Consider the following 16,934-nt stretch of genomic DNA (forward strand, 5'->3'; position numbering starts at 1 on the left):
CAGGGAGTGAATGGATGAGCCAGTTAGTGCAATTTATCGACGGTCAGTGGCTTGCCGGTGAAGGCAAGCCGTTCGAGTCAACCGATCCGGCCAAGAACGAGGTGATCTGGCAGGGGGCTGCCGCCAGTGCGGCGCAGGTGGATGCCGCCGTCAAGGCCGCCCGTGCTGCCTTTTACCACTGGGCGGACATGAGCCTTGAGGATCGTCTGGCCATAGTGCGTCGTTATGCCGACCTGCTCGGCGAGCAGAAAGAGGCACTGGCCCTGACCATCGCCCGCGAAACCGGCAAACCGCTGTGGGAGACCCGTACCGAAGTGGCCGCCATGCAGGGCAAGATTGCCATCTCCATCCGTGCGCACGACGAGCGCACCGGCACCGTTGAAAATGCCATGCCAGGCGCCAAGGCGTTTGTCCGTCACAAGCCCCACGGTGTGGTAGCTGTGTTCGGCCCCTACAACTTCCCGGGCCATCTGCCCAACGGCCATATAGTCCCGGCGCTGATTGCGGGTAACGCCGTGGTGTTCAAACCCTCCGAGCTGACCCCCATGGTCGCGGAAGCCATGGTCAAGGTGTGGCAGCAGGCCGGATTGCCCAAAGGGGTGCTCAATCTGGTGCAAGGGGAGGTCGAGACTGGCAAGGCGCTGGCTGGCAACCCCGACATCGACGGCCTCTTCTTTACTGGTTCTTCCCGCACCGGTCATTTCCTCCATCAGCAGTTTGCCGGTCAGCCGGGCAAAATTCTGGCGCTGGAGATGGGCGGCAACAACCCGCTGATCGTGAAAGACGTGAGCGACATCGACGGCGCCGTCCATGCCATCGTCCAGTCGGCGTTCATCACTTCCGGTCAGCGTTGTACTTGTTCCCGCCGTCTGTTTGTCGAGCGCGGCGAGCGCGGCGATGCGCTGGTCAAGCGACTGATCGAGGTGGTCAGCCAGATCAAGGTCGGCCTCTATGATGCAGCCGAGCAGCCTTTCATGGGTTCGATGATAAGCGAGAAGGCAGCACTGGGCATGGTCGAGGCGCAAGCCAACCTGCAGCGCCTCGGTGGCGAGAGCCTGCTTACCCTCAAGCACCTGGAAGCGGGCACCGGCTTTGTCTCTCCGGGCATTATCGACGTGACCCTAGTTGTCGCACTGCCGGACGAAGAGTACTTTGGCCCGTTGCTGCAACTCATTCGCTATGACGATTTCGATGCCGCCATCGATCAGGGCAACGCCACCCGCTACGGTCTCTCGGCCGGTCTGCTGGGGGACAAGGAGGCGGACTGGCACCATTTCTTCAAGCGGATCCGCGCCGGTATCGTCAACTGGAACAAGCCCATCACCGGTGCCTCCAGTGCCGCGCCGTTTGGTGGCATCGGCGCCTCCGGCAACCACAGAGCGAGCGCCTACTACGCTGCTGACTACTGTGCTTACCCAGTTTCCTCCGTTGAAGACAGCAAGGCCGCCATGCCGGATCAACTGTCGCCCGGCCTGCACTTCTAATAACGACACGGGGCATCCAGCGGTGCCCCCATCTGTACCCGCAATCAAAGGAAAGAGAGATGCAAAAGGATATCGACACCCTGTTCAGCCATCTGTGGGACAACTACATCAAGGTGACCCCGAGCGCCCTCAAGGTGCACACCCTGCTGGGTGGCGGCGAGCCCATCGTCAACGATCACGTGGCGTTTCGTACCTACAACCTGCCCAAGCTGGGGCTGGAGAAGCTGGCTGCCCACTTTCTGGCGCTCGGTTACGAGCAGAAGGGCGAGTACGTTTTCAAGGTCAAGAAGCTCTATGCCAAGCACTTTGAGCATCAGGATCCGGACGCTCCCAAGGTATTTATCAGCGAGCTGAAGGTGGAAGAGCTCTCTCCGGCTGCCCAGGCTATCATCCACAAGCTGGCGGATCAGGTGCCCGATCATCTGACAGATACCCCGGCATTTCTCTACACCGGTGCCCCCTGGCAGGTCTCCTATGCCGATTATCAGACCCTGCTGGCTGAGAGCGAGTACGCGGCCTGGATGGCCGCCTGGGGCTATCGTGCCAACCACTTCACGGTCAATATCAACAAGTTGAAGGATTTCGACACCATCCATCAGGTCAATGCGGCGCTCAAGGCGGCGGGTTTCGTGCTCAACAGCGTGGGTGGCGAGGTGAAAGGGGATCCGCAGGTGATGCTGGAGCAATCCTCCACCATGGCGGACAAAGCAGAGGTGCCGTTCAGCGATGGGGTGCGTACCATCCCGAGCTGCTTCTACGAGTTTGCCCTGCGCTATCCGCAGGCCGATGGCGTGCTCTATCCGGGCTTTGTCGAGGCCTCCGCCGACAAGATCTTCGAATCGACGAATGCCATGTAACGGGAGCCACCCTGTTTCAGTCGCAACGCCTCCTCGTGGAGGCGTTTTGTTTGGCGCCGAGTGACGGTGGCGAGTGTTATCTGACGCCGCGTGAAGAGGGGATTTGGACGGCGCCTGATAGGTGAAAATTTGTTGATAAAAATGTGAACGAGATCACTTGAGACGACACAGATTGACGCTGGCGGCGGAGCAAAAAGGAGTAGAATGGCGCTTTATTTTTGCGGGGCCAATCGATGCCTAATTATCACTTTTTTAAGCAGGGTCAGGCGCTTACCTATCTAGATGCCAATGCACCCAGCTATAGCGATGAGCGTCGTCAACTGGTCGAACAGGGATTTGCCGCCATCGCCGCCCCCACCTTTGCAGATACCCCTGCCGAAGCCCTTGAGCTGCTTCGCACTCATCAGGCACTACAGGACGAGGCCAACGCCCTTTGTTTGACGGTTGCCGCTATTCCGGCGGCGATCGCAACTCTGTCCGGGCACTGACGCTACTGCCATGCTCACGTGAATAAAAAATGGTGCCACTGTGATGGCACCATCTTATCGGTTTGCCTGCTTGCCCCTGAGCCGTTTAGCGCTGGTGCAGGTCACCTTCGATAACCAGCACGGTATCCATTCCTGCCGCCTTGCCAGCCTCAAGCCCGATCCGGGTATCTTCAAACACCAGACAGTTGGCCGGATTGGCCCCCAGCTGTTCGGCCACCTGCAAGAAGGTGTCGGGATGCGGTTTGTGGTTGGTGACATCATCGGCACTGACCACCACAGAGATATAGGCATCGAGCCCGGTACTCTTCAGGATCGACTCCGCCTGACTGCGCGGTGAGCCGGTGCCAATCCCCATCTTGACCTTGCCGTGATAGTGCCTGACCAGCTCCCACATCTTGGGAAAGACGCTGACCTTGTCGATATGTTCCATATAGAGGGCAATCTTGCGACGGGTAAAAGCCTCGACATCCACCGTCAGCCCCTGCTGCTCGGCCAGCATGGCGATGATCTTGCGGGTGGGAATGCCGCCGTACTGATAGAGCTGATCCCGCTCGAAGGGGATGCCGAACTCGGCGCAGGTGAGCTCCCAGGCATCCAGATGAAGGGGCATGGAATCTACCAAAGTGCCATCCATATCGAAAATCAGGGCATCGTAGTGATCAAACCCGTACTGCTCACGCTCGCTCATGGGGGCTCCTCGAATCAAATAGAGCAGGCTAGCAGAAACGGTCGGCATTTTGTGGGATCGGCCTCATGGTTGGGCAGATTGTGGCCGCCGTTTTTTCTATCTCTTGCTGATTTGTGAGACAATAATCCGTTCATTGCCGGATACTTTGGCATATCAGATCTGCGAGTCCGCTTATGACCTCGAAAATATCCCCCAAAACCATTTTCTCCAGTGTGGCGCTGGTGATCGCGCTCGGTTCACTGGAAAAGAGCATAGTCACCACCCCGCTGCCCATGATTGGCGCCGAGCTGCACGCTGGGGCCGCCCTCACCTGGGTGGTGACCGCCTATCTGCTGGCGGCTACCGCCGTGCTGCCCCTCTACGGCAAGTTGAGCGATCTCTTTGGCCGGGTGCGGATGCTCAATATCGGCATCGGCCTGTTTCTGGCGGGCTCGGTGGCCTGCGCGCTCTCTCTGGATTTGCCGACCCTGTTGGCGGCGCGGGTGCTGCAAGGGCTGGGGGGCGGAGGTCTGATTGCCCTCGCGTTTACCGTGATTGCCGACACCATTCCGCCGCGGGAGGTGGGCAAGTATCAGGGCTACATCTCGGCGGTCTATGCGGTCTCCAGCATCGCGGGCCCCTTGCTCGGCGGTTATTTCACCGAGCAGCTCAGCTGGCGCTGGATCTTCTGGATCAATCTGCCGCTCGGGGCGCTGGCGGTCTTTCTCATCAACCGCAACCTCAAGCAGCTCAACGTACGTCGCCACAGTCGCTTCGACTGGAAGGGGGCGGGTCTGCTGATTACCGTCACCACGCTCACCCTGTTGCTGCTCTCGCCGGAAGCGGCGCTGCCTGCAGTCTGGCTCTCGGCGGCGCTGGGCGTCGCGTTGCTGCTGCTCATTCTGATTGAGCGGCGTGCCCACGACCCCATATTGCCCGCCCATCTGGCGCGGCTGCCCGGCTATCTGGTGAGCGTGCTGCTGGTGATGCTCTCCCAGTTGCTGATGTTTGCCGTGCTGGTCTATCTGCCGTTGCAGATGCAGTGGCAGAAGGGGATGAGCGCCAGCGAGAGCGGCGCCATCATGGTCATCTTCATGATCTGCATCACTGCCGGCGCCTTTGTCGGCGGCAAGCTGATTGGCCGTACCGGTCACTACAAGAGTTTTGTCTCGGTGGGCTTTGGCCTCGCGGCGGTGGCGCTCTGGCAGATCCACTTCGATGCCTGGGTCAAGCTGGCCCTCGGGTTTGCCGGTATTGGTCTCGGTCTGGTGCTGCCTGCCCTCTCGGTGGTGGTGCAGAACGCCCTGCCACGGCAGGATCGCGGCATCGGCATGTCGCTGTTCAACTTCGGGCGGGAGCTTGGCGGTGCCGTCGGCGTGGCTATCTGCTCCATGCTGTTTCATTTCCGCCTGCCAGCCGGCAGCGGTGGCGATCTGAGCCGGCTCGCCCCCGATCTGCTGGCCCCAGGCTTCAGCGCGACCTATATCGGCATGGCATTGATCGCCACGCTGGCGCTGCTCATCACACTGCTGGCGTTGAAGTGCCACGAGTTGGCCTCAATCAGCGCCTGATTTGGCCAGCGCCAACATTGGCTCACCATAGATAGCATCAGGGCTCCCCGCGGGGAGCCCTGATTGTTATTTGGCGAATAGCGTGGCTGTTGCCATCAAGCCATGCGCGAGTTACTCCTGCGCCGGACTCTCCTTGCCCGCCAGCTGGCTCAGCCAGGCGAAGCTGCGGTTGGCCTCCTGCTCCGCCTCTTCATAGAGCTGGCTGGCCACCTCCGGCAGCTGGCGCTCCAGCCGCTGGAAGCGGGGCTCATGGCGCAAGGTCTCGGCCAGCGAGGCATTGGGGGCCCGCGAGTCGAGCGCCAGCGGCAGTTTGCCCTCGTCAGCGCGGCGCGGGTCGAAGCGGTAGAGCGGCCAGAAGCCGGTGGCGGTCAGCTGTTTCATCTGCTCATGGCTCTCGGCCATGTCGTAGCCATGCTCCTCGCAGGGGCTGTAGGCGATGATGAGCGAGGGGCCAGGGTAGGCCTCCGCCTCCTGGATCGCTTTTACCGTCTGGTTCATCTGGGCACCGAGGGAGATCTGTGCCACGTAGACGTGGCCATACATCATCACGCTGGCGCCGAGATCCTTGCGTGCCTTGCGTTTGCCCTGCTCGCCAAACTTGGTGATGGCACCGAGTGGCGTCGCCTTCGATTGCTGGCCACCGGTGTTGGAGTAGCACTGGGTATCGAGCACCAGCACATTGATGTTCTCCCCCAGACTCAACACATGGTCGAGCCCGCCAAAGCCGATGTCGTAGGCCCAGCCATCGCCGCCGATGAGCCAGACCGATTTTTCCACCAGATAGTCTGCATCGCGAGCCAGCTCAAGGGCCTCCGGAGTCTTGCTCTCTTGCAGCAGCGCTCGCAACTGCTGGATATGGGCCCGCTGCTCGGAAACCGGCAGAGTGGCGTCGCCGAGCGCCTCGCGCAGCGCTGCCGGTATGGTGTCGCCCAGGCTCGCCAGCAGACGGCGCACCCGCTCCCTGTGCTGATCGACGGTAAGACGGAAGCCCAGTCCGAACTCGGCGTTGTCTTCAAACAGCGAGTTGGCCCATGCCGGCCCGCGCCCGTCGGCGTTGGTGGTGTAGGGGGTGGTAGGCAGGTTGCCGCCATAAATGGACGAGCAGCCGGTGGCGTTGGCAATCAGTAGCCGATCGCCATAGAGCTGGGTCAGCAGCTTGATATTGGGAGTCTCGCCACAGCCGGAGCAGGCGCCCGAGTATTCAAACAGCGGCGAGATGAGCTGGGAGGTGCGGATGTCGATGCGCTCCAGCTGCTCGGCGCTGCGCTCTGGCAGGTCGAGGAAGAAGTCGTAGTTGGCCTTCTGCTCGTCGAGGTGATCGAGGCGCGAAGCCATATTGATCGCCTTGCGATCCGGGTTGCTGCGATCCTTGGCCGGGCACACCTCGACGCAGAGATTGCAGCCGGTGCAATCCTCCGGCGCCACCTGCAGCACGTACTGCTGGCCGCGCATGTCACGGGATTTCACATCCAGCGCATCGAGAGTGGCGGGAGCTGCGGCCAGTGCATCCGGTTCTACCACCTTGGCGCGAATGGCCGAGTGGGGACAGGCGGCGACGCAGTAGTTGCACTGGGTACAGAGCTCCGCCTCCCAGATGGGGATCTCCTTGGCGATGTTGCGCTTCTCCCAGCGAGTGGTGCCGACCGGCCAGGTACCATCCGGCGGGAAGGCCGAGACAGGCAGGTTGTCCCCCAGCCCCGCCAGCATGGCGGCGGTGACGGTCTGGACAAAGTCGGGGGCCTTGGCGGAAACCACCGGCGGGCGCGGGCGGCTGGCGGGATCCTGCTCGCCAAGTGGCACCCGGGTCAGAGCGGCGCAGGTTGCCTCCAGTGCCATCCAGTTGCGCTCGACCAGCGCTTGTCCCTTGCTGCCATAGCTGGTGACGATGGCCTGCTTCAGCAGGCTGGTCGCCTCTGCGGGGGGAATGATGGCGCTGAGCTGGAAGAAGGCCATCTGCATCACGGTATTGATGCGGTTACCGAGCTGGCAGTCGCGGGCAATTTTGGCGGCGTTGATGATGTAGAAGCGCGCCTCTTTCTCGCGCAGGGCATGCTGTACCTCGCTGGGGAGGCGCTGCCAGATCTCCGCTTCGCTGTAGGGGGTGTTGAGCAGGAATATGCCGCCCGCTTTCAAGCGTTCCGCCATCCGGTATTTGTCGACAAACTGCCACTGATGGCAGCCGATAAAGTCCGCCTCTTCCACCAGATAGGCCGATTGCAGCGGCCGCTCGCCCACCCGCAGGTGAGAGACGGTGAGGCCGCCCGCCTTCTTGGAGTCGTAGACGAAATAGCCCTGCGGATAGAGGTCGGTGTGGTTGCCGAGGATCTTGATGCTGTTCTTGGCCGCCGAGACGGTGCCATCGCTGCCAAGACCGTAGAAGAGTGCCTCCAGCTTGTGTTGCTGGTTGTGGATGGGGCTTTGCGAATCCAGCGTGGGCAGCGGTAGCGAGAGGCCTGTGATGTCATCGAAGATGCCGACGGTAAAGCGCGGGCGCGGGTTCTCTTGCACCAGTTCGGCAAACACCGCCAGCGCGCAGGCGGGGCCGAACTCTTTGGAGGAGAGACCGTAGCGACCGCCGATGACCCGCGGCAGGCTTGCCCGTTCGCCCCGGCTGACCGCTTCGGCCAGCGCCGTCATCACGTCGAGATAGAGGGGCTCGGCCTGTGCGCCCGGCTCCTTGGTGCGATCCAGTACGGCGATGGCGCGGGCACTCTCGGGAATCGCGGCCAACAGGTGCTCGGCCGAGAAGGGACGGAACAGCCGCACCTTCACCAGCCCAACCTTCTCACCTTGGGCCAGCAGGCGCTCGATCACCTCTTCACAGGTGCCAATCGCCGAGCCCATCTGCACCACAATCCGCTCCGCCTGCGGGTGGCCGACATATTCAAACGGCCGGTAGTGGCGGCCGGTCTGTTCGCCAAATGCCTGCATCGCCTCGCTCACATGACTATAGGCGGCGTCATACCAGGGGTTGCTCGCCTCCCGGCACTGGAAGTAGGTGTCCGGGTTGGCGGCGGTGCCGCGAATGACCGGTTTGTCGGGGGTGAGCGCCCGGTCACGATGGGCACGGATGGCATCTGCGGGCAGCAGGGCACGCAGGGTGTCGTCAGCGAGCGGCGCTATCTTGGCGATCTCGTGAGAGGTACGAAAGCCGTCGAAGAAGTGGATAAAGGGGAGGCGGCTGTTGAGGCTCGCTATCTGGGAGATCAGGGCAAAGTCCTGCGCCTCCTGCACATTGCTGGCACAGAGCATGGCACAGCCGGTCTGGCGCACCGCCATCACGTCCGAGTGATCGCCAAAGATCGATAGCGCATGGGTCGCCACGGTACGCGCTGCCACATGCAGCACAAAGGGGATAAGCTGACCCGCCAGCTTGTAGAGGTTGGGGATCATCAGCAGCAAACCCTGCGACGAGGTAAACGAGGTCGCCAGCGCGCCGGTCTGCAGGGCACCGTGGACGGCGGCGATGGCGCCCCCTTCCGACTGCATCTCGACAACCCGGGGCACATCCCCCCACAGGTTCTTGCCCCGTTCGCTCGACCAGGCCGACGACTGCTCAGCCATGGCCGAGCTGGGGGTGATGGGGTAGATGGCGATGACTTCGCTGGTGCGGTACGCCACCGAGGCGACTGCGTTATTCCCGTCTGTGGTGATCATCTGTTTTCCACTTTGCTATGCCAGTTTGAAGGCCGATAGTTGCATCGGCAATGGATAGGTCGCAGGCATAGTAAGAGGGGCAATGAGAGCGTATCAAACGAGATAAATAATCAATTAATAAGTCAGTAATAGTGGTTAATTTAATCCCGTTGCGTGGGAGCGTGATTTTCTGCTGGTAGCCAACGTGGGGCGATTGACGGGCCATTGGTATGGCCCGTCAGCACGGGGTTAACCCTGCTCCACTTGCAGCCAGATGGCGCACTGATAAGGGGCGAAGAGTGGCAGTGGTTCGCCTGGGTAATTGGCCAGCAGCAACCGCATTCCGTCTGCCACCTTGTCGAAGTGGGGCATCGGCAAGGGGTTCGCCGTGAGATTGGCGAGTAGCAGCAGGGTGTGCCGCTCTCCGCTGGCCGGATCCTGCCAGTGGCGGCGATAGCCGATGCGCTTGGGATCATCCCCATCCAGCAGTTCGAAATTGCCGTGGCGAACGACCGGGTGGGCCTTGCGCAGGGCGATAAGCTGGCGATAGCAGTGAAACGGCGAGTCGGGGCGGGCCAGCTGCTCGTCAGCATTTATCTCGAGGTGGTTGGCATTGAGGGCAATCCAGGGCGTGGCCGTGCTGAATCCGGCGTGGGGGCCGGCGTCCCACTGCATCGGGGTGCGGGCGTTGTCGCGGCTGATGGCATCGAGCCGCCGACTCAGCTCGGCAGGAGCCAGCTCTGACTGGCTGGCGCGGTAGTTGATCGCCTCCACATCGCGTAGCTCGTCCGGCTGCCAGTGACGGTTGGTCATGGCCAGCTCCTCCCCCTGATAGATGAAGGGAGTGCCCTGCATCAGGTGCAGCACCATGGCCCACAGCCTGGCGCTGGTTTCCCGCCACTCTGGCCTGTCATCGCCAAAGCGGGATACGGCGCGGGGCAGGTCGTGATTGCCGAGAAACAGGCTGTTCCAGCCACGCCCGTGCAGACCTTGCTGATGGCGGGCCATGGCTCGCTTGAAGGCGAGGGGATCGAAGCGGGATGACCACTTGTCACTGCCGAGCCCCAGATGCTCGAAGTTGAACACCATGCTGAACTCGCTGCCATCGTGGTTCGAATAGTTCTGCATATGGGCGAGATCGGCCCCCCAGGTCTCCCCCACAGTGATGATCCCCTTGCCGCCGAAGCTCGCGGCATTGAGCTCGCGGATATAGTCGTGCAGGCGCGGGCCGTTGCTCATGGCAAGCCGGTCCCACTCCTTGCTCACCATGTCGATCACATCGAAGCGAAATCCCTTGATCCCTTTGCCCAGCCAGAAGTTGATCACCGCCGCCATTTCGGCCCGCACCGCCGGGTTATCCCAGTCCAGATCGGCCTGACTGGGATCGAAGTTGTGCAGGTAGTAGCGATCAAGCGCTGGCACATACTGCCAGCCGCTGCCGCCAAAAATCGAGGTAATGGGGTGAGCGTCAACGAAGGCCTGGTCGCGAAACACGTAATAACTCTGATAACGCGGATCCCCGGCCAGTGCCTTCATAAACCACTCGTGCTCGGTGGAGGTGTGGTTGGCGACGATATCCATCATGATGCCGATGCCGTGGGCGGCCGCTTCGGCTATCAGCTGCTCCATCTCGGTCAGGGTGCCGAAGGCGGGGTCGATGGCACGGTAGTCCGCCACGTCATAGCCGTTGTCCCGTTTGGGGGAGCGATAGATGGGGGTGAGCCAGAGCATATCGACCCCGAGGGTGGCCAGATAGTCGAGGCGCTGACGGATGCCGTTGATATCGCCCATGCCGTCGCCATCGCTGTCCTGAAAACTCATGGGGTAGATCTGGTAGATGACACAGCTATCGAGGTCGATATCGGGCGTGTGAAGGGAGTGCGTATTCATCAGCTTGGCCGGTTGGGGGAGAAGATTTTCTATCTTACGCAGATGAACGGGTACTCGACAGGGCAGGGGAAACCTTGAAAAGGGTTCCATAGTTGGCTGATTGCCAAAAGTGCGGGAAGGGTCACAAAGGTGCCATCCCGGGCCACGGCTGTGGTCGGGATGGCACGGCACTTAGCGTTGATGCTATGCAGGAATACAGGTTATTGAGCAGCCTTGGCCTGCTCGCTGCGCTGCTCCTGCTGGTGTTCGGTCTGTGCTTCCAGCTCCTTGCCGAGGAAGTAGTTCAGGAAGGTGCGGATCACAGCGATGATGGCGAGGCGGATCAGCTCCTCCTTGCTTGGCGCGACCGTGGTGGCCAGGATGTCAGCGGCGAGCTGGAACTCCAGCGCCAGAATGAGCCAGCTGCCAAAGCAGAGACGAATGCGCGGAAAGCCGGGCTGGTGATCCCGCACTCTTGCCGCCAGCCAGAGGGTTTTGCCAAGCCCTATCACCACACAGGCGATGGAGATGATCTCCAGCAGTAGCTGGAACAGCTCGACCCCGTGCATCATCCCCTCTTTCAGGCTCGCTATCTCAAACACTCGGGTCACCTCCATGATTCAAAAGAGGACACTATTAACACATCGCTCGGCAAAGGCCAAATCAGAGCCTTCTAATGAGTTGTGAGAGCTGTTCAATGAGCTGACGCGCCGCGGAGCTGACTCCGACCAGTTGGAAGAGGCCGTGTATAACGCCCAGTTGCCGCTGACAGGTCGCCGTGACACCGGCTTGCAGCAGTTTGCGATAGAGGGCTTCCCCTTCATCGCACAGCGGATCATATTCCGCCGTTACGATATGGGTCGGCGGCAATCCTGACAGGGCGGGATGATGGAGCGGACTGGCTTCGGGGTGAGTGACGGGCAGCTCCCCCAGATAGGCGTGAAAACCGCTTAACAGCATGTCGCGGGTGATGAGGTAGTCATCCCCTAGATGCCGATAGCTGTCACTGTCGCCCGCAGCATCGAGCATCGGATAGATGAGCAGTTGGGCTGCAGGCAAGGGTGCGCCTTGCTCCTTGAGTCGCAAGGTGGTGATCAGGGCGAGGTGGCCGCCGGCACTGTCGCCCGCAAGGGCAATCCTTGCCGGATCCCCATGCCATTTCTCCACATCGGCCATGATGGCGAGCGTGGCTGCCAGTGCATCGTCATGTGCTGCAGGATAGGTGTGTTCAGGGGCAAGGCGGGTATGTACCGCGAACACCAGTGCCTCGGCGCGATTGCACAGCATCCGCATCTGGCGGTCGTGAGTGTCGAACTCACCGCTGACAAAACAGCCGCCATGAAAGTAGATCAGGGCCGGACGGCTTGTACTTGAGGTGGGCGCTGGTTGATAGAGGCGAACGGAATAATGGCCGTTTTGCCACTCTTCGACAGCGCCAACCTTTTCCCGTTCACCACCCAATACGGCTGAAACAAGATAGCCTTCACGCCGCTCCTGCCAGCTCAGGCTGCTCGCCTTGGGGCGGCCTGCGGCAATGAACTGTGTCACCATGGCCGCAATGGCCGGTTCAAGTTGTATATCCATAACGCACCAATAACTGTATATAAAAACAGTTATTTTGCGCTTTTAGCCAGAGAGCGCAACCGGCGTTAGCTGAGGCAGCTCACAAAATCAGGCTTCAATCAGCACGAATTCAATCACATAGAGCGGCGGCAGATCGGGGTAGATATCGCGGATCACCTGTTGGAGCTCGGGGAGGGTCATGTTCTCCTGACGGGCGTGCTCGTCGTTCAGTTCATCGAAGGCGACCGCCTTGACCGAGAGCACCTCTATGGTGCCAAAGGGCTGGTGCTCCGGGTTGGTGAACAGCGCCAGACGTTGGCCGGGCTGCCAGTTGGCCTCGCTCTCGTCGCGGATGGTGATGGTCTTGCGGCCCGCCTGAATGTCGGCAACGAAGCGGCTGAAGAAGGTGAATTCGGGATAGGAATGAGCAGACATGGTGACTCCTGACTGGGTGAATCGAAATGGGATGAATGGAAATCAAAGATCGAGATAGGCGCGCAGCCTGGCCAGATCGGCGATAACGGGGCCGTCACTGCTGTCGGCAATTATGCCCTGTTCGACCAGCTCCTTGAGGGCGCGGCGGTAAACCCGCTCGGTGGTGCCGAAGCGCGCCGCCTCATGGGCCCGCTTGCGCGATCCCAGCATCGGAGTGCGCTGGCGCTCACGCCATAGCTCATAGGCGATGTTGTAGGCGATGGGGTGGAGCAGCCGGCTGGTGGTGATCTCCAGGGTGTCGAGATAGTCGCTGGCAAGCGCCGCAGCGAAAAAGAGGGTCAGCTCAGGCTCGGCCAGCAGGCGCTGGGCCAGCTTGTGGGCGCAGATGACCCGGGCATCCAGCTCGGTCTCGGCCACCACATTCCACTGTACCGGGGTGGCGCTGAAGAACTCCATCTCGCCGAAGATTTGGCTGTGGCACTCAATTTCGCCAAGCTGGAAGCGGCGGCCCGAGTGCACTGTGCTGTTGAGGGAGACCCGGCCATGTTCGACCAGATAGAGTTGCTCGCTCTGCTCCCCCTGGCGCATGATCAATTCGCCCGGCAGGTAGCGGCGCAGAAACAGGGTGCAGGCGTCGAGCGCCGCGGCAAAGCGGGGTTCAAGCTGCTGGAGTTCGGCGTGAAAACGGCCGAGGGGGTAGGGCTGTTGCTGCATGACTTGCCTGTCGCACCGGATGACGAGGGCCATGAGGCTAGCAAGAGTGCGGGCCGGATACCAGCCCGCACGGTAGCGGATGTGCCGCAGTTAACGGTTTACGGTTTATTGCACCAGGGCGTGGAGGGCAGCCGCGATGGCGTGCTGCTCACCGGCCATCATCGCCTGTTCGGCACTGGCATAATCCGCCACCCCTTGTTGCACATCCTGCTCGAACAGCACTACGTTGCAGAGCACGGCTGCAACCCGCACCTTGCGCAGGCGACCCACGGTCAGCAGGGCTGCGGTCTCCATGTCAGCGCCGAGCACGCCACGGGCATGCCAGTAGCGGCACACCTCCTGCTCATCATCTCGATAGAAGCTGTCGTGGGAGCGTACCAGCCCGTGCCAATGAGGCTGGCTGCAGGTTGCCACATGGTTGAGCAAGGCGGCCTGCAGCCAGATATCGGCGCAGGCGGGGTACTCGGCGGGCAGATAGGCCTGCGAGGCCCCCTCATTGCGTATCGCCCCTTCCACCACGATAAGGTCGCCGAGCCCGATGTCGTGCTGCAGGGCACCGGCGGAGCCGACCCGAATAAGCGAGCGGGCACCGGCTTGCACCAGCTCCTCCAGCGCGATGATGGCCGAGGCACCGCCGATGCCGGTGCTGCAAACCGTGATGGGCAGCCCCTGATAGCGGCCGTTGATGAGGCGAAACTCCCGGTTTTGCCCCAGCACCTCACACTCTTCAAGCTGGCTGGCGATGCGATCGACCCGGGCCGGGTCGCCGCACAGTACCACCCGCTCGGCAATCTGGTCGGGGCGGCACTGGAGATGGGGTAACAGACTCATGGCTTACAGACCTTGTGGCTGGCGCTTTGCGGCAATCACCCAGAGGCGAGTGCCGTTGGCGGCGATAAACAGCAGGATCAGGTACTCCAGCGACATGGCGTAGACGCCCTGCGCGGCATAGACACCGATGCTGATGATGTTGATGACGACCCAGAGGATCCAGTTCTCCACGTATTTGCGGGTCATCAGGATCTGGGCGACGACCGAGAGCACCGTCATGCTGGCATCCCAGAACGGGAAGGCATCGGGGGAGGGCTCGGGGGTAGCAAGGTTGGCACCAAACAGGTTGAGCAGGGAGACCGAGGTGCGTGCCAGGGTGGCGAAGACCGGGTCGATATAGCGGGTCAGCAGAGCGATGGCCAGCACGCTCACGGCGGCGGTCACCATCAGTTTGGATCTGCTGAGCCAGCGGATCTGCAGGGTATCCCCCTGATCGTTGGCCGGGCGGGTCCAGGCGTACCAGCCGTAGACGTTGGCGCAGAAGAAGAACAGCTGCAGCATCAACAGTCCGTAGAGCTGGATCTGGAAGAAGATGATGGCAAACAGGCTGACGTTGATCAGACCGAACAGGTAGTTGATGGTCTTCTCCTGACTGGCGAACCAGATGCAGGCCAGCCCGAACAGGGTACCGATGGCTTCAATCCACGACATGGCGTAGCCGCCGCCCAGCGGTATGGTCACCAGGGTGTTATTGATGCTGAACAGCTCGAATATGCTCATTTTCTGATCCTTGGGCATGAGGGTTAGTATGCGAGGGTGCCATTCTAGGTGGTGCGGCTGCTGCCGGGCAGGACTTTTGTCCGCCCCGTACTTGGCCCATATCAAAGAAATCGCCGCTGCTGCCCGGTTATTCCAGCGGTGATGGGTTATGGTGCCCCCGCTGGCCGGACTTTATTGATATGTAGCAAGATGATAGCGCCATGGCTGTGGTCTGATAGAGTCCACTCTCCGGGAGGAGAATCACGTGATAAAAGGAGGTTGCATTGAATTCCGAGCTTGTCTGGGTGCTCTGTCTGCTGGCTGGCGCCATCTATCTCTTTATGACCAACAAGGTGCGGATGGATGTGGTCGCCCTGTTGATCATCATCCTCTTTGTGCTGAGCGGCACCCTCACCCTGCCGGAGGCGCTGGCGGGCTTTAGCGATCCCAACGTCATTCTGATAGCCGCCCTGTTTGTTGTCGGGGAGGGGTTGGTGCGCACCGGCATCGCCTATCAGGTGGGGGATGCGTTGGTGAAGGTGGCGGGCAGCAGCGAGACCAAGCTGCTGGTGTTGCTGATGGTGGCGGTGGCGAGTCTGGGGGCTGTGATGAGCAGCACCGGGGTAGTGGCCATCTTTATCCCGGTGGTGCTGAGTGTGGCGAACCGGATGGGGATCCCTGCCGGTCGCCTGATGATGCCCCTCGGTTTTGCCGGGCTGATCAGCGGCATGATGACGCTGGTGGCCACGCCCCCCAACATGGTGGTCAACAGCGAGCTGATGCGCCACGGCATACATGGTTTCGGGTTCTTCGATTTCACCCCCATGGGCGTGCTGATCCTGGGGCTGGGCATCCTCTACATGCTGCTGGTGCGCGGCTCCCTGGTGGGCGAAGGGGAAGAGGGCAAGGGCAAGCCGACCGGGCGCCGCACCCTGCGCGATCTCATCCGAGACTACCGATTGGCCGGTCGTGCCCGTCGTCTGGCGCTGCGGCCTGACTCCCCGCTGATTGGTCACACCCTGGACGAGCTGCAACTACGCGCCCGTTATGGTGCCCACGTCATCGGGGTGGAGCGCTGGCGCAAGTTTCGCCGGGTGATGGTGCCGGTGTCGGGGATCAGTGAATTTCAGGCGAAGGATGTGCTGCTGATCGACATGTCAGACCCCGAGGTGGATGTGCGGGCGTTTTGCAGCGATGCGCGGCTCGAACCCATGATCCTGCGCGGGGAGTACTTCTCCGATCAGGCGCGGGAGGTGGGGATGGCCGAGGTGTCGCTGATCCCCGAGTCCAAGCTGCTGGGTAAAAGCGTGCGTGAGGTGACCTTCCGCTCCAGCTATGGTCTGAGCGTGGTGGGGCTGCGCCGCGACGGTGAGGCGCTGGCAGGCAAGCTGGTAGACGAGCCGTTGCAGATGGGGGATACCCTGCTGGTGGTGGGCAACTGGAGCCATATCAGACAGTTGCAGACCCATAGCCGCGACTTTCTGCTGATGGGGCTGCCCGCCGAAGTGGACGAGATGGCCCCCGCCCGCAGTCAGGCGATCCATGCCCTTATCTGCCTCGGGGTGATGATCCTGCTGATGGTGACCGATCCGGTGCCCAACGTGATTGCGGCGCTGATCGCCTGTCTGCTGATGGGCAAGTTTCGCTGCATCGACATGGAGAGTGCCTACAAGTCGATCCACTGGCCGACCCTGATCCTCATCGTCGGCATGCTCCCCTTTGCGCTGGCGCTGCAAAAAACCGGCGGGGTGGATCTGATCGTCGGTGGTCTGATCAATGCGGTAGGGGAGATGGGGCCGCGGGTCATGCTGGCCAGCCTGTTTGCCCTTTGCGCCGTGATCGGGCTCTTTATCTCCAACACCGCGACAGCTGTGCTGATGGCGCCCATTGCACTGGGCACGGCCCAGCAGATGGGGGTATCGCCCTATCCGTTTGCCATGACCATTGCCATCGCCGCCTCGGCCGCTTTTATGACGCCGGTCTCGTCACCGGTGAATACTCTGGTGCTGGGGCCGGGCAACTACAAGTTTGCCGATTTTATCCGTATCGGGGTGCCATTCACCCTGTTGGTGATGGCGGTGAGCGTGGTAGCGATCCCCTGGTTCTTCCCGTTCTGATAA

At 61.3% G+C, this 16,934-nt stretch carries 14 protein-coding genes; 5 read left to right on the forward strand and 9 right to left on the reverse strand.

The genetic code is table 11. From position 1 onward, the window contains the following. Positions 1 to 14 precede the first annotated feature (14 nt). From astD to ACTG2U_RS18235, 3 genes are all read left to right on the forward strand, one after another. A complete protein-coding gene (astD, locus tag ACTG2U_RS18225) occupies positions 15 to 1,484 on the forward strand; it encodes a succinylglutamate-semialdehyde dehydrogenase (RefSeq protein WP_439974891.1) in 1,470 nt (489 codons plus the stop codon). A 59-nt stretch (positions 1,485 to 1,543) separates the two neighbouring features. After that, positions 1,544 to 2,341, forward strand: coding sequence for a DUF1338 domain-containing protein (locus tag ACTG2U_RS18230; protein WP_439974892.1), 798 nt, complete (start codon positions 1,544 to 1,546; stop codon positions 2,339 to 2,341). A gap of 233 nt (positions 2,342 to 2,574) precedes the next feature. Beyond that, on the forward strand, positions 2,575 to 2,829 hold the full coding sequence (locus ACTG2U_RS18235) for a hypothetical protein (protein ID WP_129503486.1): 255 nt from the start codon (positions 2,575 to 2,577) through the stop codon (positions 2,827 to 2,829). 85 nt (positions 2,830 to 2,914) lie between these two features. Here the strand turns inward: ACTG2U_RS18235 and ACTG2U_RS18240 are convergent, their stop codons facing one another. Further along, positions 2,915 to 3,517 carry an HAD family hydrolase gene (locus ACTG2U_RS18240; protein ID WP_439974893.1) on the reverse strand — a complete coding sequence of 201 codons (603 nt, stop codon included), beginning with the start codon at positions 3,515 to 3,517 and terminating at the stop codon, positions 2,915 to 2,917. A 173-nt stretch (positions 3,518 to 3,690) separates the two neighbouring features. Here ACTG2U_RS18240 and ACTG2U_RS18245 point away from each other — a divergent pair, with 173 nt between their 5' ends. Further along, positions 3,691 to 5,067, forward strand: a complete 1,377-nt coding sequence (locus ACTG2U_RS18245; RefSeq protein ID WP_439974894.1) for an MDR family MFS transporter — start codon at positions 3,691 to 3,693, stop codon at positions 5,065 to 5,067. A gap of 111 nt (positions 5,068 to 5,178) precedes the next feature. On the opposite strand, the gene nifJ is transcribed toward ACTG2U_RS18245, so the two are convergent. From nifJ to pnuC, 8 genes are all read right to left on the reverse strand, one after another. Then, entirely contained in the window at positions 5,179 to 8,724 is a 3,546-nt protein-coding gene (gene nifJ, locus ACTG2U_RS18250) for a pyruvate:ferredoxin (flavodoxin) oxidoreductase (protein WP_439974895.1), read from the reverse strand. Between the two features lie 228 nt (positions 8,725 to 8,952). Then, the gene (locus ACTG2U_RS18255) at positions 8,953 to 10,593 is read right to left on the reverse strand and encodes an alpha-glucosidase (RefSeq protein ID WP_429013155.1); all 1,641 of its coding nucleotides are present in this window, start codon (positions 10,591 to 10,593) and stop codon (positions 8,953 to 8,955) included. A gap of 200 nt (positions 10,594 to 10,793) precedes the next feature. Further along, entirely contained in the window at positions 10,794 to 11,174 is a 381-nt protein-coding gene (locus ACTG2U_RS18260; protein ID WP_429013153.1) for a DUF1622 domain-containing protein, read from the reverse strand. A gap of 61 nt (positions 11,175 to 11,235) precedes the next feature. Then, positions 11,236 to 12,156: an alpha/beta hydrolase gene (locus tag ACTG2U_RS18265; RefSeq protein ID WP_439974896.1), complete on the reverse strand. Its 921-nt coding sequence runs from the start codon at positions 12,154 to 12,156 to the stop codon at positions 11,236 to 11,238. 87 nt (positions 12,157 to 12,243) lie between these two features. Continuing rightward, entirely contained in the window at positions 12,244 to 12,570 is a 327-nt protein-coding gene (gene yqfB / locus ACTG2U_RS18270; protein ID WP_439974897.1) for a N(4)-acetylcytidine aminohydrolase, read from the reverse strand. Between the two features lie 42 nt (positions 12,571 to 12,612). Continuing rightward, entirely contained in the window at positions 12,613 to 13,284 is a 672-nt protein-coding gene (locus ACTG2U_RS18275) for a Crp/Fnr family transcriptional regulator (RefSeq protein WP_236396684.1), read from the reverse strand. Between the two features lie 105 nt (positions 13,285 to 13,389). Continuing rightward, complete coding sequence (locus ACTG2U_RS18280) at positions 13,390 to 14,115, reverse strand: nucleoside phosphorylase (RefSeq protein ID WP_429013148.1); 726 nt, start codon at positions 14,113 to 14,115, stop codon at positions 13,390 to 13,392. 3 nt (positions 14,116 to 14,118) lie between these two features. Beyond that, on the reverse strand, positions 14,119 to 14,835 hold the full coding sequence (gene pnuC / locus ACTG2U_RS18285; RefSeq protein ID WP_100645328.1) for a nicotinamide riboside transporter PnuC: 717 nt from the start codon (positions 14,833 to 14,835) through the stop codon (positions 14,119 to 14,121). 263 nt (positions 14,836 to 15,098) lie between these two features. Between pnuC and ACTG2U_RS18290 the strand changes: the two genes are divergently transcribed. Further along, positions 15,099 to 16,931: an SLC13 family permease gene (locus ACTG2U_RS18290; protein WP_429031640.1), complete on the forward strand. Its 1,833-nt coding sequence runs from the start codon at positions 15,099 to 15,101 to the stop codon at positions 16,929 to 16,931. Positions 16,932 to 16,934 lie beyond the last annotated feature (3 nt).

The sequence above is a fragment of the Aeromonas sp. 95A genome (assembly GCF_051919235.1).
In the GTDB taxonomy this organism is placed as follows: Bacteria; Pseudomonadota; Gammaproteobacteria; order Enterobacterales; family Aeromonadaceae; genus Aeromonas; species Aeromonas veronii.